This window comes from Stenotrophomonas chelatiphaga, from assembly GCF_001431535.1.
Classification (GTDB): Bacteria; Pseudomonadota; Gammaproteobacteria; order Xanthomonadales; family Xanthomonadaceae; genus Stenotrophomonas; species Stenotrophomonas chelatiphaga.
On record NZ_LDJK01000031.1, the window covers coordinates 17,734 to 36,736 of the forward strand.

The 19,003-nt window shown below is 67.8% G+C and carries 16 protein-coding genes, 1 tRNA gene and 1 pseudogene; 6 read left to right on the top strand and 12 right to left on the bottom strand.

The window, feature by feature from the left end; translation table 11 throughout:
* Positions 1–25: 25 nt before the first annotated feature.
* On the top strand, positions 26–1,942 hold the full coding sequence (gene edd / locus ABB28_RS08120) for a phosphogluconate dehydratase (RefSeq protein WP_057508152.1): 1,917 nt from the start codon (positions 26–28) through the stop codon (positions 1,940–1,942).
* A 232-nt stretch (positions 1,943–2,174) separates the two neighbouring features.
* Positions 2,175–2,834 (top strand): bifunctional 4-hydroxy-2-oxoglutarate aldolase/2-dehydro-3-deoxy-phosphogluconate aldolase, encoded by a 660-nt coding sequence (eda, locus tag ABB28_RS08125; RefSeq protein ID WP_057508153.1) that lies wholly within the window; start codon positions 2,175–2,177, stop codon positions 2,832–2,834.
* Positions 2,835–2,976: 142 nt separating this feature from the next.
* On the opposite strand, the pseudogene ABB28_RS08130 reads toward eda, so the two are convergent.
* The 3 genes and pseudogenes from ABB28_RS08130 to ispG all read right to left on the bottom strand — a co-directional run bounded on the left by ABB28_RS08130 (position 2,977) and on the right by ispG (position 5,816).
* Positions 2,977–3,649 (bottom strand): annotated as a pseudogene (locus ABB28_RS08130) (response regulator).
* A gap of 195 nt (positions 3,650–3,844) precedes the next feature.
* Positions 3,845–4,570, bottom strand: coding sequence for a phosphatase PAP2 family protein (locus ABB28_RS08135; RefSeq protein ID WP_057508154.1), 726 nt, complete (start codon positions 4,568–4,570; stop codon positions 3,845–3,847).
* Positions 4,551–5,816 (bottom strand): flavodoxin-dependent (E)-4-hydroxy-3-methylbut-2-enyl-diphosphate synthase, encoded by a 1,266-nt coding sequence (ispG, locus tag ABB28_RS08140; protein ID WP_057508155.1) that lies wholly within the window; start codon positions 5,814–5,816, stop codon positions 4,551–4,553. The genes ABB28_RS08135 and ispG overlap by 20 nt, the downstream gene beginning before the upstream one ends.
* Before the next feature lie 113 nt (positions 5,817–5,929).
* On the opposite strand from ispG, the gene ABB28_RS08145 reads away from it, so the two are divergent.
* Together ABB28_RS08145 and ABB28_RS08150 are read left to right on the top strand one after the other, a co-directional pair.
* Positions 5,930–7,159 carry an ATP-binding protein gene (locus tag ABB28_RS08145; RefSeq protein WP_057508166.1) on the top strand — a complete coding sequence of 410 codons (1,230 nt, stop codon included), beginning with the start codon at positions 5,930–5,932 and terminating at the stop codon, positions 7,157–7,159.
* Entirely contained in the window at positions 7,156–7,737 is a 582-nt protein-coding gene (locus tag ABB28_RS08150; protein WP_057508156.1) for a response regulator transcription factor, read from the top strand. Before ABB28_RS08145 ends, ABB28_RS08150 begins: the two co-directional genes overlap by 4 nt.
* Positions 7,738–7,832: 95 nt before the next feature.
* On the opposite strand, the gene pgi is transcribed toward ABB28_RS08150, so the two are convergent.
* Complete coding sequence (gene pgi / locus ABB28_RS08155; protein ID WP_057508157.1) at positions 7,833–9,344, bottom strand: glucose-6-phosphate isomerase; 1,512 nt, start codon at positions 9,342–9,344, stop codon at positions 7,833–7,835.
* A complete protein-coding gene (gene panD / locus ABB28_RS08160) occupies positions 9,341–9,721 on the bottom strand; it encodes an aspartate 1-decarboxylase (protein ID WP_042614028.1) in 381 nt (126 codons plus the stop codon). The genes pgi and panD overlap by 4 nt, the downstream gene beginning before the upstream one ends.
* 205 nt (positions 9,722–9,926) lie before the next feature.
* Here panD and ABB28_RS17980 point away from each other — a divergent pair, with 205 nt between their 5' ends.
* The gene (locus ABB28_RS17980) at positions 9,927–10,580 is read left to right on the top strand and encodes a hypothetical protein (RefSeq protein WP_148049410.1); all 654 of its coding nucleotides are present in this window, start codon (positions 9,927–9,929) and stop codon (positions 10,578–10,580) included.
* A gap of 75 nt (positions 10,581–10,655) precedes the next feature.
* Here the strand turns inward: ABB28_RS17980 and panC are convergent, their stop codons facing one another.
* From panC to pcnB, 4 genes are read right to left on the bottom strand one after another with little or no spacing between them, the layout of a single operon-like run.
* A complete protein-coding gene (gene panC, locus ABB28_RS08170) occupies positions 10,656–11,495 on the bottom strand; it encodes a pantoate--beta-alanine ligase (RefSeq protein ID WP_057508159.1) in 840 nt (279 codons plus the stop codon).
* Positions 11,492–12,307, bottom strand: coding sequence for a 3-methyl-2-oxobutanoate hydroxymethyltransferase (gene panB, locus ABB28_RS08175; protein ID WP_057508160.1), 816 nt, complete (start codon positions 12,305–12,307; stop codon positions 11,492–11,494). The genes panC and panB overlap by 4 nt, the downstream gene beginning before the upstream one ends.
* 31 nt (positions 12,308–12,338) lie before the next feature.
* Positions 12,339–12,827 (bottom strand): 2-amino-4-hydroxy-6-hydroxymethyldihydropteridine diphosphokinase, encoded by a 489-nt coding sequence (gene folK / locus ABB28_RS08180; protein ID WP_057508161.1) that lies wholly within the window; start codon positions 12,825–12,827, stop codon positions 12,339–12,341.
* 5 nt (positions 12,828–12,832) lie between these two features.
* A complete protein-coding gene (gene pcnB, locus ABB28_RS08185; RefSeq protein WP_057508162.1) occupies positions 12,833–14,212 on the bottom strand; it encodes a polynucleotide adenylyltransferase PcnB in 1,380 nt (459 codons plus the stop codon).
* A 53-nt stretch (positions 14,213–14,265) separates the two neighbouring features.
* Between pcnB and ABB28_RS08190 the strand changes: the two genes are divergently transcribed.
* Positions 14,266–14,340 (top strand) — tRNA-Glu (locus ABB28_RS08190).
* Between the two features lie 104 nt (positions 14,341–14,444).
* Here ABB28_RS08190 and ABB28_RS08195 read toward each other — a convergent pair.
* From ABB28_RS08195 to xylB, 3 genes are read right to left on the bottom strand one after another with little or no spacing between them, the layout of a single operon-like run.
* Positions 14,445–15,869 (bottom strand): sugar porter family MFS transporter, encoded by a 1,425-nt coding sequence (locus ABB28_RS08195; protein WP_057508163.1) that lies wholly within the window; start codon positions 15,867–15,869, stop codon positions 14,445–14,447.
* Between the two features lie 32 nt (positions 15,870–15,901).
* The gene (xylA, locus tag ABB28_RS08200) at positions 15,902–17,242 is read right to left on the bottom strand and encodes a xylose isomerase (RefSeq protein ID WP_057508164.1); all 1,341 of its coding nucleotides are present in this window, start codon (positions 17,240–17,242) and stop codon (positions 15,902–15,904) included.
* Positions 17,243–17,264: 22 nt separating this feature from the next.
* Positions 17,265–18,803, bottom strand: coding sequence for a xylulokinase (xylB, locus tag ABB28_RS08205; RefSeq protein ID WP_245625313.1), 1,539 nt, complete (start codon positions 18,801–18,803; stop codon positions 17,265–17,267).
* Positions 18,804–19,003: the final 200 nt, after the last annotated feature.

The window sequence follows — 19,003 nt, forward strand, 5'->3', positions numbered from 1 at the left end:
GCCACCTCTTCCACGCTGGTAGCCAATGAGTCTGCATCCGCAACTGCACGCCATCACCGAGCGCATCGTGCGCCGCAGCGCCGCTTCGCGCGCTGCTTACCTGGCCGGCATCGACGCCGCCCTGCGCGATGGCCCGTTCCGCAGCCGCCTGAGCTGCGGCAACCTTGCCCACGGCTTCGCCGCCTGCGGTGGCACCGACAAGAAACGCCTGCGTGGCGGGGTGACGCCGAACCTTGGCATCATCACCTCCTACAACGACATGTTGTCGGCGCACCAGCCGTTCGAGACCTATCCCGAGCAGATCCGTGAGATCGCCCGCGAATGGGGCGCGACCGCGCAGGTGGCCGGTGGCGTGCCGGCGATGTGCGACGGCGTGACCCAGGGCCGCGGTGGCATGGAACTGTCGCTGTTCTCGCGCGATGTCATTGCCCAGTCCACCGCCATCGGGCTCAGCCACGACATGTTCGATGCGGCGATCTACCTCGGCGTGTGCGACAAGATCGTGCCGGGCCTGCTGATCGGCGCGCTGGCCTTCGGCCACCTGCCCTCGGTGTTCGTGCCGGCCGGCCCGATGACACCGGGCATTCCGAACAAGCAGAAGGCCGAAGTGCGCGAGCGCTATGCCGCCGGCGAAGCTACCCGCGAGGAACTGCTGGAAGCCGAAGCGGCGTCCTACCACGGCGCCGGTACCTGCACGTTCTACGGCACGGCCAACTCCAACCAGGTGCTGCTGGAAGCGATGGGGGTGCAGCTGCCGGGCGCCTCGTTCGTCAACCCGGAACAAACCCTGCGCGGTGCCCTGACCCGCGAAGCCACCGTGCGTGCGCTGGAAATGACCGCGCTGGGCGATGATTACCGTCCGATCGGGCGGATCATCGACGAGCGCGCGATCGTCAACGCGATCGTCGCGCTGATGGCCACCGGCGGCTCGACCAACCACACCATCCACTGGATCGCAGTAGCCCGTGCGGCCGGCATCGTGGTGACCTGGGACGACATGGATCAGCTGTCCCAGCTGATCCCGCTGCTGACCCGCGTGTACCCCAACGGCGAGGCCGACGTGAACCGCTTCGCCGCCGCAGGCGGTCCGGCCTTCGTGTTTGGCGAGCTGATCCGCGCCGGCCTGATGCACGGCGACATCGTCACCGTCGCGCGCGGCGGTATGGCCGACTACGCGCGCGAACCGCGCCTGCAGGACGGCCAGGTCACGTGGGTGGACGGCATCATCCGCAGTGCCGATGAAGACGTCGCCCGCGGCGTGGACAATCCGTTCGAAAGCCAGGGCGGCCTGCGCCTGCTGCGCGGCAACCTGGGCCGTTCGCTGATCAAGCTGTCGGCGGTCAAGCCGCAGTACCGCAGCATCGAGGCGCCGGCGGTGGTGGTCGATGCGCCGCAGGTGCTGAACAAGCTGCATGCCGCCGGCCTGTTGCCGCAGGACTTCGTGGCCGTGGTGCGCTACCAGGGCCCGCGTGCCAACGGCATGCCGGAACTGCATTCGCTGGCGCCGTTGCTGGGCCTGCTGCAGAACCAGGGCCGGCGCGTGGCGCTGGTGACCGATGGCCGCCTGTCCGGCGCGTCGGGCAAGATTCCCGCGGCGATCCACATGACGCCGGAAGCCGCGCGCGGCGGCCCGCTGGGCAAGCTGCGCGAGGGCGACATCATCCGCCTGGATGGCGAGGCCGGCACGCTGGAGGTGCTGGTCGACGAGGCCGAATGGGCGGCACGCACGCATGCGCCGAACACCGCGCCGGCGGCCAATGACCTGGGACGCAATCTGTTTGCGGTCAACCGCCTGGTGGTGGGGCCGGCCGACCAGGGCGCGATCTCGATTTCGTGCGGGCCGGCGGCGGCCGATGGCAGTGCGTGGGATTACGATGCGGAGTATGAGCTGGGGCATGATGCCGCGGCGGCGGATGCGCCGCATGAGGCGAAGGACGCCTGAGGGATTGAAAAGCGTTGCGGGTATGCGTGGGCGGTAAGTGTCCTGGCTGAGGCGGCGGGTAGCCCCCACCAGGACACGCCGTAAACCCCTCCATGGGGGCTCGGTCGCGGCATCCATGCCGCTCACGGTCCTGGTGGGGGCTACCCGCCGCCTCCGGACAGTTTCCCGGCGCCCTCGCGCCGCGAAGTGATCACTGAAAATCAAATTCGAAAGCAAAGGCAGAAGCAGAGCTATGGGTATCGAACAACATCAGGTGCGGGCGGCGGAATTGCTGACGGCGGCCGGCATTCTGCCGGTGGTGACGGTGCATACGCTGGATCAGGCGCGGGCGGTCAGTGCGGCGCTGCTGGAAGGCGGGTTGCCGGCCATCGAGCTGACCCTGCGCACGCCGGTGGCGATGGACGCGCTGGCGATGTTGAAGCGCGAGCTGCCCGGCGTGGTGGTCGGTGCCGGCACGGTGCTGACGGTGGAGCAGATGCAGCAGTCGATCGATGCCGGTGCGGATTTCCTGGTTACCCCGGGGACGCCGTCGCACTTGGCCGATGCACTGGCCGCTGCGCCGCTGCCGGTGGTGCCTGGCGCGGCGTCGCCGACCGAACTGCTGGCGCTGTACGCGCGCGGCTTCCGCGTCTGCAAGCTGTTCCCGGCCACGGCGGTGGGTGGACTGGCGATGATCAAGGGCCTGGCCGGGCCAGTGCCGGACCTGAAGCTGTGCCCGACCGGTGGCATCACCGAAGACAGTGCGGCGGAGTACCTGGAGCAGAAGAACGTGGTCTGCATCGGCGGTTCGTGGATGGTGCCGGGCAACTGGATCGCCGACGGCGCATGGGACAAGGTGCGCGATGCGGCCGCCGGTGCGGCGAAGATCGTGGCGCGCATCCGCGGCCGCTGATGCGGTAGCGCCGGGCCATTGCCCGGCGAAGGGTAGCGCCGAGCTTGGCTCGGCGGGGAGAAGAGCGTGACGACCAACGGTCGTCACCCACCACGACAAACGGTCGTCACCCACCACGACCAATGGTCGTCACCCACCCCGATTACATCGGTCGTGCCGGGTCCACCAGGCCGTACTGGCTGGCCATGCGGGCCAGCGCGATGTTGTCGTGGATGCCCATCTTCTCGAACAGGCGCGCCTTGTGCGTGTTGATGGTCTTGGCGCTCAGGCTGAGCCGGCGCGCGATGTCTTCCTGGCGCAGCCCCTGGGTCAGCAGCAGGGCCACTTCCAGTTCGCGCGGTGACAGGCTGTCGAACGGCGAGGCGCTGCCTTCCACCGTGGACAAGGCGAGGTTCTGCGCGCGTGGACAAGGCGAGGTTCTGCGCGATGTTGCTGCCCAGGTAACGCCGCCCCAGCGACGCATCACGGACCGCGCGCAGCAGTTCCTGTGCGTTGCAGCCTTTGCTGATGTAGCCCGATGCACCGGCTTCCAGCAGGCGCTTGGGCATCGGCCCGTCTTCCAGCACCGACACGATGACGACCCGGGTGGCCTCCTGGCCGCGCACGATCCGTTCGGTCACTTCCAGCCCGCTGACGCCCGGCAGGTGGAGATCGCACAGCACCACGTCCGGCTTCAGTTGCCGGATCTCGCGCAGCGCATCTTCGCCGCACTCCGCCTCGCCGATGACCTCCATATCGGTTTCGCCGGACAGGATCATCTTCATACCGGTGCGGACCAGCGCGTGGTCATCCACCAGATAGACACGAATCGTCATGCATCTTCCCCTTTCACTACCGCTTCCGACTTCCACGGTAGGTACCGGGAAGAGGTCCCACAAGCGCAATATCCGACAGCAGGTTCCGAATTGCGGCCGGAATCACACTGCCCCGGCTCCGGCGTTCGAAGGTCCGCCATGAATCCACGTTCTCGATCAATATAGCCTACTAACGGCCCGATCTTTATGATTCATTCACGCCACCGGAACATCTGCACCCCGGCGCCATGGCCGGTGCTGGCGGAACATCACCAGATAGCAGCCGACCACCCAGACCAGCGCGGCGCACCAGCCGGCCAGGATGTCGGACGGGTAATGCACCCCCAGGTAGACCCGGGACACGCTCACCAGCACGGCGAACACCGGGGCAGCCACTGCCACCGGCCAGCGCCATCGGGTATTCCAGGCCAGCAGCACGGCAACGCAGGCGAAGGTCATCGACCCCATCGCATGGCCACTGGGGAAGCTGTAGGTCGCTTCGGGCGCGATCGACTCCCACAGGCTGGGCCGGTCACGCTGGAAGAACTGCTTGCTGCTCATGTTCAGCAGCGCCGATCCGACGAAGCCGACGGCCGCGAAGCTCGCCTCGCGCCAGCGCCTGGCCCACAACAGGGCCGCCACGATCACCACGTCGGCGGGGATCAGGAACCACTCGTAACCCAGCCGGGTGATGACCACCACGACCTGGTCCAGCACCGGACCATGCCAGCCGTGCATCCGCCACAGCAGCGGTGCATCGAAGTGGAACGCCTCGAATTCATGCACCTCATCGGCCAGCGCGACGAACACCGCCAACGGCAGCAGCACGCCGGCAAACAGCAGCACGAAGCGCCACGCGTTGCGCGACATCCAATGGCGGACGCCTGCCGCCTCTTCCCCGGGACCGGCCAGCATCCCGGGCTTATCCGGCGTTTCGGACATAGTTCTGTTCGACGTAGTCGTCGATCAGCTTGACGAAATCCTGGGCGATGTTCTCGCCGCGCAGGGTGATCTTCTTCTCACCATCGACGAACACCGGCGCGGCCGGTGCTTCACCGGTACCCGGCAGGGAGATGCCGATGTTGGCGTGGCGCGATTCACCCGGCCCGTTGACGATGCAGCCCATCACGGCGAGCGTCATGTTCTCCGCCCCCGGATGCTCGATCTTCCACAGCGGCATGCGTTCACGCACGTGGTTCTGCACCACCTTGGCCAGCTCCTGGAAGAACTCGGACGTGGTGCGGCCACAGCCCGGGCAGGCCGTGACCAGCGGGGTGAAGGCACGTTGACCGGTGGTCTGCAGCAGCTCCTGGGCGACGATCACTTCCTGGGTCCGCGACTGGCCCGGTTCGGGCGTCAGCGAAATCCGGATGGTGTCACCGATGCCTTCCTGCATCAGCACCGCCAGCGCCGCTGCCGAAGCCACGATGCCCTTGCTGCCGATGCCGGCTTCGGTCAGGCCCAGGTGCAGGGCGAAATCCGAGCGCTGGGCAAGATCGCGGTACACCGCGATCAGCTCCTGCACGCCACTGACCTTCGCCGACAGCACGATGCGGTCGCGTGGCAGGCCGAGTTCGACCGCGGTTTCGGCCGAATCCAGCGCCGAGCGGATCAATGCCTCGCGCAGGACGCGGCCGGCATCCCAGGGCTGCTCGCGCAGGGTGTTCTCGTCCATCAGCCTGGCCGCCAGCGACTGGTCCAGCGAGCCCCAGTTGGCCCCGATGCGCACCGGCTTGTCGTAGCGGATCGCGAACTCGATCAGCTGCGCGAACTGCAGGTCCTTCTTCTTGCCGAAGCCGACGTTGCCCGGATTGATCCGGTACTTGGCCAGCGCTTCGGCACAGGCCGGCTCGGCGCTCAGCAGCTGGTGGCCGTTGTAATGGAAGTCACCGATCAGCGGCACCTCGATGCCCATCATCGCCAGTTTGTCGACGATGCGCGGGATGGCCGCGGCGGACTCGGGGTTGTTGACCGTCAGCCGCACCATTTCCGAACCGGCGCGCCACAGCTCGGCCACCTGCTTTACGCTGGAGGCCACGTCGGCGGTATCGGTGTTGGTCATCGACTGCACCACCACCGGCTTGCCACCGCCCACCACCACGCCGCCGATGCGGACAGGCTGGGTCAGTCGGCGCGGCCAGGAAGTGGGCTCGGCGGGCGGGGTCGGTCGGGAGACGGCGTCATGCATCGCAATATTCTAGCGCTGCTGCAGGACCGTCGGGTGACTCCCATTCAGCCGCGGTGGCATCTGCGGCCGATTGTCGCAGGCGGTGCACGCAGGCAACGCATACGATGGCAGCCATGACTTCCCCTGACGCCCCCTTCCTGCAGACCCTGTGCAGCCTGCGCTGGCTGGCCACCGCCGGCCAGGCGGCCACGATCCTGGTCGCCACCTGGGTGCTTGGCCTGCCGCTGCCGCAGGTTCCACTGTGGGCCGGCGTGGCCGTGCTGGCGCTGTTCAACACCTACGCCCAGCTGCGCGTACACGGCACCGATACCGCTCCGGTGACTGCGTTCGGGCACATTCTGGTCGATGTGACCGTGCTGACCTGGATGGTCGGCTGGAGCGGCGGCATCACCAATCCGTTCGGCTCGCTGTTCCTGATCCTGATCGCGCTGGCTGCGCTCGCCCTGCCGGCGCGCTGGACGCTGGCGGTGGCTGCTGCCTGCCTGATCGGCTACTGCGTCAGCGCAGCGTTCGGCCTGCCGCTGCCGGCGGGCGGCTACTTCGCTCCGGATGTCCTGCAGCAGTGGGGCGTGGTGGCGAATTTCCTGATCTCGGTGACGGTGGTGCTGGCCTTTTCCACCCGGCTGGCGATCGCCCTGCGCCAGCGCGAACACGAACTGTCGCTGCTGCGCGAGCGCTTCGCGCGCAACGAAGGCATCGTCGCGCTGGCTACCCATGCGGCGTCGGTCGCGCACGAACTCAATACGCCCCTGGCGACGATGACCCTGCTGGCCGACGACATCGCCGAACAGAACCAGAGCACCGACGTGCGCGAGGACGTGGAAACCCTGCGCGAGCTGCTGGTGCAGTGCCGTGAACGGGTACTGGCGCTGGCCGCCCCGGCCTCCCCGGATGCCCCTGGCCGCGGACCGTCCACCGCCCTGCAGGTGCTGGAACAATGGCGACTGGTGCGCCCGACCATCACCCTGAGCCGCAATCCGGATGCGCCGCTGACCCGTCCGCTGGATGCCGGCGTCGGCCACCTGCTGATGGTGCTGTTGAACAATGCCGCCGAAGCCGGCGAGCAGGTCGGGCGTGCGGAAGTGGAGCTGTCGCTGCGCATCGAGGGCGACGATCTGGTCGGCGAGGTGCGCGACTTCGGTCCCGGCTTCGATACCCGCAAGGCGGTGCTGCCCGGCACCTTGTTCAGCTCCAGCAAGAGCGAGGGCATGGGCGTGGGACTGGCCCTGTCCCACGCCACTATTGAACGACTGCACGGTGAAATGTGGATGCGGCCGGCGCAGGGCGCCGGCAGCCGCGTCGGCTTCCGCATCCCCCTGGTCCCCCGCGAGGAAACCCCATGAACACGCCCTTCCCCACCCCGGCCTCGCTGCACGGTGATGGCCTGCTGGTCGATGATGACGAGCTGTACCTGCGCACACTGCAGCGCAGCCTGGCGCGCAAGGGGCTGGAAACGCGCACGGCGCAGGACTCGGCCAGCGCGCTGCTGCTGGCACGGCAGCAGCCGCCAGCGTTCGCCCTGATCGACCTGAAGCTCGGCAGTGAGTCCGGACTGGCACTGATCCAGCCGCTGCGCGCGCTGCGCGCGGACATGCGCATCCTGCTGGTGACCGGCTATGCCAGCATCGCCACCGCGGTGGAGGCGATCAAGCTGGGCGCGGATGATTACCTGCCCAAGCCGGCCACGGTGCCGATGATCCTGCGCGCCTTGGGCGAAGAAGATGACGGTCCCGACGACGACGGCGAGCTGGAGCTGCCCGATGCGATGACGCCGATCAGCCGGCTGCAGTGGGAGCACATCCAGCAGGCGATGCATGAAACCGGTGGCAACGTGTCGGCCGCCGCGCGGCTGCTGGGCATGCACCGGCGCTCGCTGCAGCGCAAGCTGGCCAAACGGCCGAGCCCGGAACCTTCGCGCTGAACGATGCTGGCGTCTGGCGATGCCAGGTGGGCGGCGTGGCCGGGCAGGAGCTGACGGCCAGCGGCCGTCACTACCGGGTACAGCGTCGCTACCGGTTACTTCAGCAGGCCGAGCACTTCCAGGGTCAGTGGATCGGTGATGTCCACCGCCTCGCCCTGCAGCGCCGGCAGCAGCTGCCCGGCAAGCTGCTTGCCCAGCTCCACGCCGAACTGGTCAAAGGCGTTGATGTTCCAGATCACCGACTGCACGTACACCGCATGTTCGTACATCGCGATCAGGGCACCCAGCGCCTGCGGGGTCAGCGCATCGAGCAGGATCAACGTGCTCGGCCGGCCGCCCGGATAATCACGGTGCGGATCATCACTGGACTGGCCGTTGGCCAGGGCTTCGGTCTGCGCCAGCAGGTTGGCCAGCAATGCCTGGTGGTTGACGGTGTACGGATCGTCACTGCGCACGCAGCCGATGAAATCGGCCGGGATCACGCTGGTGCCCTGGTGCAGGGCCTGGAAGAAGCTGTGCTGCACATCGGTGCCCGCCCCGCCCCACCACACCGGCACGGTATCGCTGGAAACCGGCTGGCCATCGCGCTGCACGCGCTTGCCCAGGCTTTCCATCACCAGCTGCTGCAGGTAGGCCGGCAGCAGCGCCAGGCGCTGGTCATAGGTCATCACCGCGTGCGTGGCATGGCCCAGCACGTTGCGGTTCCAGATATCGGTCAGCGCGTGCAGCACCGGCAGGTTGCGCTCCAGCGGCGCATCCAGTGCGTGCGCGTCCATCTGCGAGGCACCTTCCAGCAGGGCTTCGAAGCGCTCGAATCCGATCGCCAGTGCGATCGGGAAACCGACCGCCGACCACAGCGAATAGCGACCGCCGACCCAGTCCCACATCGGCAGCACGCGGCTGGAGGCGATGTCGAAGGCCTTGGCGGCGCGCTCCGGGTTGGCGCTGACCGCATACAGGCGTTCGCTGCCACCCAGCCAGTCGTGCAGGATCTGCCCGTTGAGCAGGGTTTCCTGGGTACCGAAGGTCTTGGAAATCAGGATGCCGGCGGTACGCGCCGGGTCCAGCGTGGCCAGCGTGCGCTGCATGGCGGCGCCATCCACGTTGGACACGAAATGCACGCGCAGGCGGCTGCCGTCCACCGGACGCAGGGCGTCGGCAACCAGCCGCGGACCGAGGTCCGAACCGCCGATGCCCACGCTCACCACATCGGTGACGCCGCTGTTTTCCAGCGCGCGCACCTGTTCGCCCATCCGCTGGCGGACCTCGCGCGCGGTAGCGAAGGCGTCTGCAGCCACCGGCGCATCGACCACATCACCGCGCAGCGCGGTATGCAACGCGGCACGGCCTTCGGTCAGGTTGACCTGCTCGCCGCGGAACAGGCGCGCGATGGCACCGCCGACGTCACGGTCAGCGGCCAGCGACAGCAACGCCTGCAGGGCGGCGGCGTCGTATTTCTGCCGCGCGAAGTTGACGTACAACGGACCGACCCGCAGTGCCAGATCCTTTACCCGGCCGGGTTCGGCCGCGAGCAGGTCGGGGATGCGCGCGCCACGCAGGCGCTGGGCATGGGAGTGAAGCGTGTCGAGTCCGTTGTTCGTTGTCATGCGGCCTGGGTCGGGATGCTGTCGTTGGTATGGGAGATCTGGTTGTTGCCGTCCACATATACCAGCTTCGGCCGGAAGCTGTCTGCTTCCTGCTCGCTCATGGTGGCGAAGGCGGCGATGATGATGATGTCGCCGACCTGCACATGACGGGCGGCGCCGCCGTTGAGCGAGACCACGCCGCTGCCCGCTTCGGCACGGATGGCATAGGTGCTGAACCGGGCGCCGTTGGTGACGTCCCAGATGTGCACCTGCTCGAACTCACGGATGCCCGTGGCCGCCAGCAGGTTGTCGTCGATCGCGATCGACCCTTCGTAATTCAGCTCCGAATGGGTGACGGTGGCGCGGTGGATCTTGGTCTTCAGCAGGGACAGGTGCATGGCACAGGCAACGCGGTAAAGGAAAGCCGGGATTCTACCACCTGGGACGTTGGCGACAGGGTCACCTGGCGCCGGTCAGGCAGCGGTTCAGGTCCGGCCGACTGAACCCGTCAGCGGCGCAGCGGCGCACGGCGCGAAACGCACGATTCCCGCAAGCGTGCTTTGCCTGCATCTGCTGGACTACCCTTCTCAACCCGGAGTCCACATGCCTTCCACCGCCGCCGCCACCCTCAGCCGTGCCCCTGATTTCGACAAGCTGGTCAAGCGCTTTTCCGGGCCTACCTGGATCGGCGAGCCACCTGCCAAAGCGCGACGCCCGCGATCGCGTTCGGTAACCGTGCGCAACCAGGAAGATCGCCCCGCCCTGCCCCGCGCGCGCAGCACAGACGCGCGGGCGCGGGCATCAACAGCGGCACCTGCACCGGCGCAGGCAACAGCTCCTGCGGCGATGCCTGCGTCATCCCCCCGCGCTGCCGCGCCGGATGCGCGGACGGGTGGGTACCGCGAGCTGTTCCCCGCCACCGGCATCTACGACGCACACCCGCTGCTGCGCAGGATCGCCAACCTGGAAGCACGCCTGACGCGGGCGGCGTGGGCCGAAGCCGAACAAGCGGACAAGGCGAGGTCGGTAGCCAGCGGCTTCCGCTACCGCGCGTGCGCTGCGGCCCCCGTTGCGGCGGCCAGCCGCGGGCAGGCCGGCCTGCCACGCGCACCGACCACGCTCGATCTGCAATCAGACAGGGCGATGGAGATCGCGGTGCGTATCCATCAGGCGCGGATCGCGTGCGGGCAGCCGGTCTACCCTGACAGGACCTGGTACCGCGAGGGCCTGGTCCGGCGCGCGCTGGAACAGCTGTAAAAAAGGGCTAGCGTCCTTTTCGCTTGGCGGAAAGGACGCCTGCCCCTTCAGGGCGCTGTCACGCAACCCGGCGCGTCAGAACTCGAGGTTGTCGATCAGCCGGGTGCTGCCCAGACGCGCGGCGATCAGCGCCACGCGCGGCCCGCCCTCATGCGGCGGCTCGATCAGGTCCGGCGTACGCAGCGCCGCGTAGTCCACCTGGAAGCCCGCGGCCTGCAGGGCAGCGGCCGCATCGGCTTCGATGCGCTCACGCGACAGCCCGGTGATGTAGCCTTCGCGCATGCCCTGCAGCACCCGATGGATCGTCGTCGATGCCGGGCGCTGCACCGCATCCAGGTACTGGTTGCGCGAACTCATCGCCAGCCCGTCGTCTTCGCGCACGATGTCGCCGCCGACGATCTGGATCGGGAACGCCAGGTCGGCCACCATCTGCCGGATCACCGCCAGCTGCTGGTAGTCCTTCTTGCCGAACGCCGCCACGTCGGGCTGCACCTGGTTGAACAGGCGTGACACCACCGTGCAGACACCGTCGAAGTGACCGGGGCGATGCGCCCCTTCCAGCAGCCCGCTGATCCCGGGCACGCTGACGTTGGCCGCCAGCTCCACGCCGAACGGGTACATCGACTCCACCGTCGGCAGCCACAGCACGTCGCAGCCAGCCGCTTCCAGGCCACTGGTATCGGCCTCGGGCGTGCGCGGGTAACGGGTGAAGTCTTCGTTCGGCCCGAACTGGGTCGGGTTGACGAACACGCTGGACACCACGCGATCAGCGTACTGCCGCGCAAGCGCGACCAGGGAATAGTGGCCTGCGTGCAGGTTGCCCATGGTCGGCACCAGCGCCACGCGCAGGCCTTCGCGCTTCCAGCCGCTGACGATCGCGCGCAGCTGGGCAAGTTCGGTAACGGTCTGGATCATGAGGCGTAGGCGTGCTCGGCATCGGGGAAGGTGCCGTTGCGCACGGCATCGGCGTAAGCGCGGGTGGCACCGGCCACCGAACCACCTTCGGCAAGGAAATCCTTGACGAACTTGGGCCGGCGATGGCCACTGTCCAGGCCCAGCATGTCATGCATCACCAGCACCTGGCCGTCGCATTGCGGACCGGCGCCGATGCCGATGGTCGGCACCGCAACGGCGGCGGTGACCTCGGCGGCCACCGGCGTGGGCAGGCATTCGAGCACCATCATGCTGGCACCGGCGGCGACCACGGCCTTGGCATCTTCGACCAGCTGGCGGGCGGCATCGCCGCGACCCTGCACGCGATAGCCGCCCAGGCGCAGCACCGACTGCGGGGTCAGCCCCAGGTGCGAGCACACCGGGATTTCGCGCTCCACCAGGTGGCGGATGATGTCCAGCTTGAAGCCGGCGCCTTCGATCTTGACCATCTCCGCGCCCGCCTGCAGCAACTGCAGCGACGCATCGAAGGCACGTTCCGGGGTGGCGTCGGCGCCGAACGGCAGGTCGGCGATGAGCAGCGCGCGCTGCAGCACGCGGGCCACCACGCCGGTGTGGTAGACCATGTCGGCCACGGTCACCGGCAGGGTCGAATCGTGCCCCTGCACCACCATGCCCAGCGAGTCGCCGATCAGGATCAGGTCGACCCCGTTGGCATCGAAGGTCCGGGCGAAACCGGCGTCGTAGGCGGTCAACATGACCAGCTTCTGGCCATTGCGCTTGGCCTCGGCCAGCGCCGGGACGGTCCAGGGTTTGCTGTCTGCGTGGGTGCTCATCAGGAAATAACCGGGGGTGATAACCGCCCCATTATCCCCTTATCGGCGCGATCCCGCTGGTCGGCACCTGCATCACTGCATCCCGCACGCGGCCGTGCCCGGGAATCAGCAGGTCCGGCTCCACTTCGGCCAGTGGCACCAGCACGAAGGCGCGCTGGTGCAGGTACGGATGCGGGACCTGCAGGCGCGGCAGGTCGATCACCTGGTCGCCGTACAGCAGCAGGTCCAGGTCGAGCAGGCGCGGGCCCCAGTGCACGGCCGGATCACGCACCCGACCGAAGCCGGTTTCCAGCGCCAGCAGGGCGTCGAGCAAGGCCAGCGGCGGCAGGTCGGTCTGGACGCAGGCCACCGCATTGACGAACGGTGGCTGGTCCTCATTGCCCCAGGCCGGGCTGGCGTACAGCAGCGAGGCGCGGGTCAGTTCAGTATCGGCCAGGCCGTCCAGCGCCTCGATCGCCGCACTGACCGTACTGGCGGCGTCACCGAGGTTGGCGCCCAGGCCGATCCATGCCCTGACCACGCCGCTTACTCGGCAGCCGGTGCGCCGGGAGCACCCGGGCGACGACGGCGGCGGCGGCGCTTGCGCGGCTCGTCACCCGCATCGTCGGCATCCTGCGTGTGCAGGTCATCCAGCGCGCTTTCCAGCTCACGGCCGGACTGCTGCTGCGCTTCGCGCCAGAACGCCACGTCGCTGGCATGTTCGCTGGAGGCCACCTGGCGCAGGATCAGGAAGTCGAACGCTGCGCGGAAACGCGGGTGGGTCAACGTGCGGAACACGCGCTTGCGCTGGCGTGAGCCGAAGCGGGCCTGCAGCAGCCAGATCTCCTGCATCGGCAGCGAGAAGCGGCGCGGCAGCGCGATGGTGGTCAGCTGGTGCAGGGTCACCCGGTCGGCGGCGCGACGCTGCGCTTCTTCTTCGGCGACACCCTGCTTGAGCAGCGTGGCCTGGGTGCGGCAGAACGCCGGCCACAGCAGCAGCGCGAACAGGAACGACGGCGACACCGGCTCGTCGTTGGCCACGCGCTGGTCGGTGTTGGCGAGGCCTTCGATCAGCATGCGGCGCAGCGCACCACTGCGGTTGGAACGCAGCGCCTTGCCACTTTCCGGGAACATCACATCGAACAGGCCGTAACGCTCCAGGCCCTCGAAGCTGGCCACGCCATGCCCGCCCAGGAACAGCTTGAGCACTTCCTCGAACAGGCGCGCCGGGGCCGCTTCGTTGAGCAGGTTGGCGAGCTGCGGGATCGGCGCGGCGGTCTTTTCCTCGATCTGGAAACCGAGCTTGCCGGCCAGGCGCACCGCACGCAGCATGCGCACGGGATCTTCGCGATAACGCTGTTCCGGATCGCCGATGAGCTTCATCAGGCGGGCCTGCACGTCTTCGAAACCGCCGGTGTAATCACGCACCGAGAAATCCTCGATGGCGTAGTACAGCGCGTTGCAGGTGAAGTCACGGCGGATGGCATCGTCTTCGATGGAGCCGTACACGTTGTCGCGTACCAGCATGCCGTTTTCCATCTCGCGGTCGCCGCTGCCGTCATCGATGTTGGCACGGAAGGTGGCCACTTCGATGATCTCGCGGCCGAACACCACGTGGGCCAGGCGGAAGCGGCGACCGATCAGGCGGCAGTTGCGGAACAGCTGCTTGACCTGTTCGGGCGTGGCATCGGTGGCCACGTCGAAGTCCTTGGGGTGGCCATTGACCAGCAGGTCGCGCACGGCGCCACCCACCAGGTAGGCGCCGAAGCCGGCATCCCGCAGGCGGTACAGCACGCGCACGGCGTTGGGGCTGATGTCCTTGCGCGAGATGGTGTGCTGGTCGCGCGGGATGACGCGCAGGCTGATCGGAGTTGTCACGGAGGGAATGATGTTGGCGCTTCCGGTTGAAGTTTCGGGATTGCCCAATGGCATCGAGATGCATATACTAGCGCGCCTGCCCCGGCAGTGACACTTCAAACGCTCCCTTCGTCTAGAGGTTAGGACGTGGCCCTCTCAAGGCTAAAACAGGGGTTCGAGTCCCCTAGGGAGCACCAGTCACTGCAGCAGGAAGCAAAAAGCCCGCCATGAGCGGGTTTTTTTGTGCCTGTTGGCGTGTCGTTGAAGGCCCGGCGCGGTGGCGCCGGGCCCTGCGTGGAGGTCAGCCTTCCATCTGTTCCAGCTCCTTGCCCTTGGTCTCGCGCACGTAGCGGATCACGAAGAAGATCGACAGGAACGCGGCTACCGCATAGATGCTGTAGGCACCGGCCAGGCCGATCCCGGCCAGCAGGATCGGGAAGGTCACGGTGATGGCGAAGTTTGAAGTCCACTGCGCCGCACCCGCCACGGCCAGCGCCGAACCGCGGATCTGGTTGGGGAACATTTCGCCCAGCATCACCCACATCACCGGGCCCCAGGACATGTTGAAGAACACCACGTAGACATTGGCCGCCACCAGCGCCAGCCGGCCCATGCCATCGGACAGCTGCAAGCGGCCATCGACCAGGCTGCCGCTGGAGAACGCCACCACCATCAGGGCCAGCGCGATCGCCATGCCCACCGAACCCACCCACAGCAGCGGCTTGCGACCGATGCGGTCGATCAGCACCACCGTCACCAGGCACGCCCCGATGCTGAGTGCACCGGACAGCACGTTGATCAGCAGCGCATCGTTTTCGGAGAAGCCCACCGCCTGCCACAGCACTGCGCCGTAGTAGAACACCACGTTGATGCCGACCAGCTGCTGCAGCACGGCCAGCCCGATGCCCACCCAGACGATGCCGCGCAGCTTGCCGCTCGCCTTGTCCTTCAGATCGGCGAAGGACGGCCGGTGCTGGTGCTGGGCCAGGCTGTGCTCGATCTCGCCGAGCTTGGCCTGGGCCTCCACCGCACCGTACAGGCGGGTCAGCACCGCCGATGCTTCCGCCCTGCGCCCCTTCACCACCAGGAAGCGCGGGCTTTCCGGGATCACCAGCAGCAGCGCCAGGAACAGCAGCGAAGGAATGGCCTGCATCCAGAACATCCAGCGCCATGCTTCCTGTCCCAGCCACAGCACTTCGGTGGACGCACCCGCCGCGCGTGCCAGCAGGTAGTTGCTCAGGAAGGCCGCGAACAGGCCGCTTATGATGGCGATCTGCTGCACCGTGGCGAGCTTGCCGCGATAGCGCGCCGAGGCGACTTCGGCGATGTACGCCGGGGCCATCACGCTGGCCGCGCCGACCGCGAAACCGCCGATCACGCGCGCGGCGACGAACAGCCACGACGCATGCGCCGCGCCGGCCCCCAACGCCGACAGCAGGAACAGCACCGCCGAGATGATCAGCACGCTGCGCCGTCCCAGCAGGTCACCCAGCCGCCCGGCCAGGAACGCTCCGATGGCACAACCGAGCAGCATCGAAGCCACTTCGAAGCCGAGCGCGGCTTCGCTGGAATTGAACGCGGTTCGAAGGCCGTCGACGGTGCCGTTGATGACCCCGCTGTCGAAGCCGAACAGGAAGCCACCAATGGTGGCCACGCAGCTGATCAGCACGATGAAGGCGGTGTTCTCGCCCTGCGTGCCGGAGGAAGCGGATAGCGCTGTGGACATGGGTTTACCCGGTTGCGATGGACGCCTGCCGCTCAGCGCAGCAGGTACTGGTTGAGCAGGTTCTCATACGCTTCCTGCCGGCCGCTACGCTGCCGCGGCTCGCCGGCCTGCTGGGCGTGCGCGCACAGGTCCTGCAGGGTCAACTGGCCATTGGCGAACGCAGCGCCCGCGCCACTGTCGAAGCTGGCATAGCGTTCGCTGCGCCACTGTTCCAGCGGCGAAGCGGTGACCAGTGCATGGGCGACCTCCAGGCCGCGGGCAAAGGTATCCATGCCGCCGATGTGGGCGATGAACAGGTCCTGCGGGTCGCTGGATTCCCGACGCACCTTGGCATCGAAGTTGAGCCCGCCATCACCGAAGCCGCCCTGCCGCAGCACCACCAGCATCGCGCCTACCGCGTCATACAGGTCGGTCGGGAACTGGTCGGTATCCCAGCCGTTCTGCGGGTTGCCGCGGTTGGCATCGATGCTGCCCAGCAGGCCGGCATCGGAGGCCACCTGCAGGTCGTGGGCGAAGGTATGCCCGGACAAGGTGGCGTGGTTGGCTTCGATGTTGAGTTTGAAATCGCGGTCCAGCCCATGCGCGCGCAGGAAACCGACCACCGTGGCACTGTCGAAATCGTACTGGTGGTGCATCGGCTCCATCGGCTTGGGTTCGATCAGGAAGGTACCGGTGAAGCCGATGCTGCGCCCGTAATCGCGCGCCGCCGCGAGGAACCGCGCAAGATGCGCCTGCTCGCGCTTCATGTCGGTATTGAGCAGGCAGGCGTAGCCTTCGCGGCCACCCCAGAACACATAGTTGCTGCCGCCCAGCGCCACCGTGGCATCCAGCGCCGCCCTGACCTGCACCGCAGCGCGCGCGACCACGGCGAAATCCGGATTGGTCGCTGCACCGTTCATGTAGCGCGGGTGCGAGAACAGGTTGGCCGTACCCCACAGCAGCTTGACCCCGGTCTGCCGCTGGCGCTCGCCGGCGATTTCCACCATGTGCCCCAGGTTGGCGCGGTACTCGCCGATGTCATCGGCATCCGGCGCCAGGTCGACGTCATGGAAGCAGTAGTACGGCACGCCCAGCTTGGTGACGAACTCGAAAGCGGCATCGGCCTTGGCCTCGGCACGCGCCAGCGGCGTGGCGCCCTGGTCCCACGGATAAACGCGCGTACCGGGGCCGAACGGGTCGTGCCCTGCCCCACAGAAGCTGTGCCAGTACGCCACGGCGAACCGCAGGTGCTCGGCCATGCTGCGCCCGCCGATCTGTTTGTCGGCGTCGTAGACCTTGTAGGCCAGCGGATTGTCCGAATCGCGGCCTTCGAAGGGAATGCGACCGACGCCGGGGAAGAACTCGCGCTGGCCAACGTAGAACGAAGAACTCATGGGCAACATCCTCTGGGGGAAATCAGGGCAGGCGCTGGCTGTACAACGGCAGCGAGGCCTGCAGGTAATGGACGAAACGCTGGTAGCCGCGTGCATACGAAGCACCGCGGACGGGATCGGGCTGCGCTGACAGGGCCGGGTCGAACACCACGTGCGCATCGACCAGGTCAGCCAGCGGCATGCTGGCGCCGGCACATGCCCACGCCGCCTGCAGCGCCGCGCCGAAGGCCGCGCCTTCGGCTTGCACGGGCACTTCGACCGGCAACTGGAACAGATCGGCGATCAGCTGGCGCCAGGCGGCGCTGTTGGCACCACCGCCGGTGAGCACCACCCGCGCGCCCTGCAGGCCCGCCTCGTGCAACGCGTCATAGCCCAGTTTCAGGCTGTAACTGGCGCCCTCCATGGCCGCGCGATACAGATTCGCCGGGGACAGGTTGTGCAGGTCCATGCCGTGCAGGGCGCCCTTGGCCAGCGGCAGGTCCGGACTGCGTTCACCGTTGAAGAACGGCAGCAGCACAAGCCCTGCCGCGCCGGGCAGGCTGGCCTGCAGCAGCGCCTCGGTCTGGTCGTGCTGGATACCGAGCAGCGCGGCGACCTGGTTGGTGGCGACCGTGCAGTTCATCGTGCAGATCAACGGCAGCCAGCCTCCGTCGGAGGCACAGAACGCGGCCCAGCGCCCCTGCGGATCGATCTTCGGCCGGGCACTCCAGGCAAACAGCGTGCCCGACGTGCCCAGGCTCATGCTCAGGCGACCTTCGCGCACTGCACCGGTGCCGATGGCGGCCATCATGTTGTCACCGCCGCCGACCGCCACGCGTATCCCGGCCGGCAGGCCTAGCGCAGCGGCCACCGCAGGCAGCAGGGCGAAGGTGGTGTCGGGCGCCACCAGCGGCGGCAGCAGGCCGGCCAGATCGCGATCCGGATCGGTCGCGGCCAGCATCTGCGGCGACCACTGCCGCGCACGGACATCCAGCCAGCCCGTGCCGGAGGCATCGCCACACTCCATGAAGCGTGCGCCGGTCAGCCACAGGTTGAGGTAGTCATGCGGCAGTGCGATGCCGTCCAGCGACGCGTAGGCCTGTGGCCGATGCTGCTTCGTCCACGGCAGCTTGGACGCGGTATAGCCCACCCGCAGCGGATTGCCAGCTGCCGCGATACAGGCGCTTTCACCACCGACGGCGGCGGTGATCGCATCGCACTGGGCGGTGCTGCTGGTATCGCACCACAGCTTGACCGGTGCCAGCACCGAATCATCGGCCGCCAGCGCCACCAAGCCATGCTGCTGGCCCGACACCGCCAGCCCCCCGACGCGCGCACGCACCGCCTCCGGCAGCGCCAGCACGCAGTCCTGCAGGGCCCGGATCCAACTGGCAGCGTCCTGTTCGCGACTGCCATCGTCGGCGCTGTCCAGCGCCAGCGAACGCGACTGCTGCCCCACCACCTCGCGCGCTGCCGGATCGTAAGCCAGCACCTTCAGGCTCTGCGTCCCGGCATCGATGCCCAGATAGACCGCCCCTTCCCCGCTGTTTTCCTGCCGCACCCGCCACTCCCATGTCGCGATGTCCACCGATGGACATCGAGTGTTGCCGGGCCGTTCCCGCATGGCAATGTGCAGTGCATCAATTGCCACGGCGCGGCCGGGCTGCGGCCTGCCTCTCACGGCCTGCGGGCATCCGCCGACCATGGGTCGGCGCTACCCGGCCTGGTGGCACCGCGCGGAACCTGTCAGAGGGTCGGGCGGCGGGCGGGTGGGGTCTGCAG

Bases quoted from the DNA above. Each gene is read 5' to 3' on its own strand.
- edd (WP_057508152.1), top strand. From the start codon at position 26: ATGAGTCTGCATCCGCAACTGCACGCCATCACCGAGCGCATCGTGCGC.
- eda (WP_057508153.1), top strand. From the start codon at position 2,175: ATGGGTATCGAACAACATCAGGTGCGGGCGGCGGAATTGCTGACGGCG.
- ABB28_RS08135 (WP_057508154.1), bottom strand. From the start codon at position 4,570: ATGTCCGAAACGCCGGATAAGCCCGGGATGCTGGCCGGTCCCGGGGAA.
- ispG (WP_057508155.1), bottom strand. From the start codon at position 5,816: ATGCATGACGCCGTCTCCCGACCGACCCCGCCCGCCGAGCCCACTTCC.
- ABB28_RS08145 (WP_057508166.1), top strand. From the start codon at position 5,930: ATGACTTCCCCTGACGCCCCCTTCCTGCAGACCCTGTGCAGCCTGCGC.
- ABB28_RS08150 (WP_057508156.1), top strand. From the start codon at position 7,156: ATGAACACGCCCTTCCCCACCCCGGCCTCGCTGCACGGTGATGGCCTG.
- pgi (WP_057508157.1), bottom strand. From the start codon at position 9,344: ATGACAACGAACAACGGACTCGACACGCTTCACTCCCATGCCCAGCGC.
- panD (WP_042614028.1), bottom strand. From the start codon at position 9,721: ATGCACCTGTCCCTGCTGAAGACCAAGATCCACCGCGCCACCGTCACC.
- ABB28_RS17980 (WP_148049410.1), top strand. From the start codon at position 9,927: ATGCCTTCCACCGCCGCCGCCACCCTCAGCCGTGCCCCTGATTTCGAC.
- panC (WP_057508159.1), bottom strand. From the start codon at position 11,495: ATGATCCAGACCGTTACCGAACTTGCCCAGCTGCGCGCGATCGTCAGC.
- panB (WP_057508160.1), bottom strand. From the start codon at position 12,307: ATGAGCACCCACGCAGACAGCAAACCCTGGACCGTCCCGGCGCTGGCC.
- ABB28_RS08195 (WP_057508163.1), bottom strand. From the start codon at position 15,869: ATGTCCACAGCGCTATCCGCTTCCTCCGGCACGCAGGGCGAGAACACC.
- xylA (WP_057508164.1), bottom strand. From the start codon at position 17,242: ATGAGTTCTTCGTTCTACGTTGGCCAGCGCGAGTTCTTCCCCGGCGTC.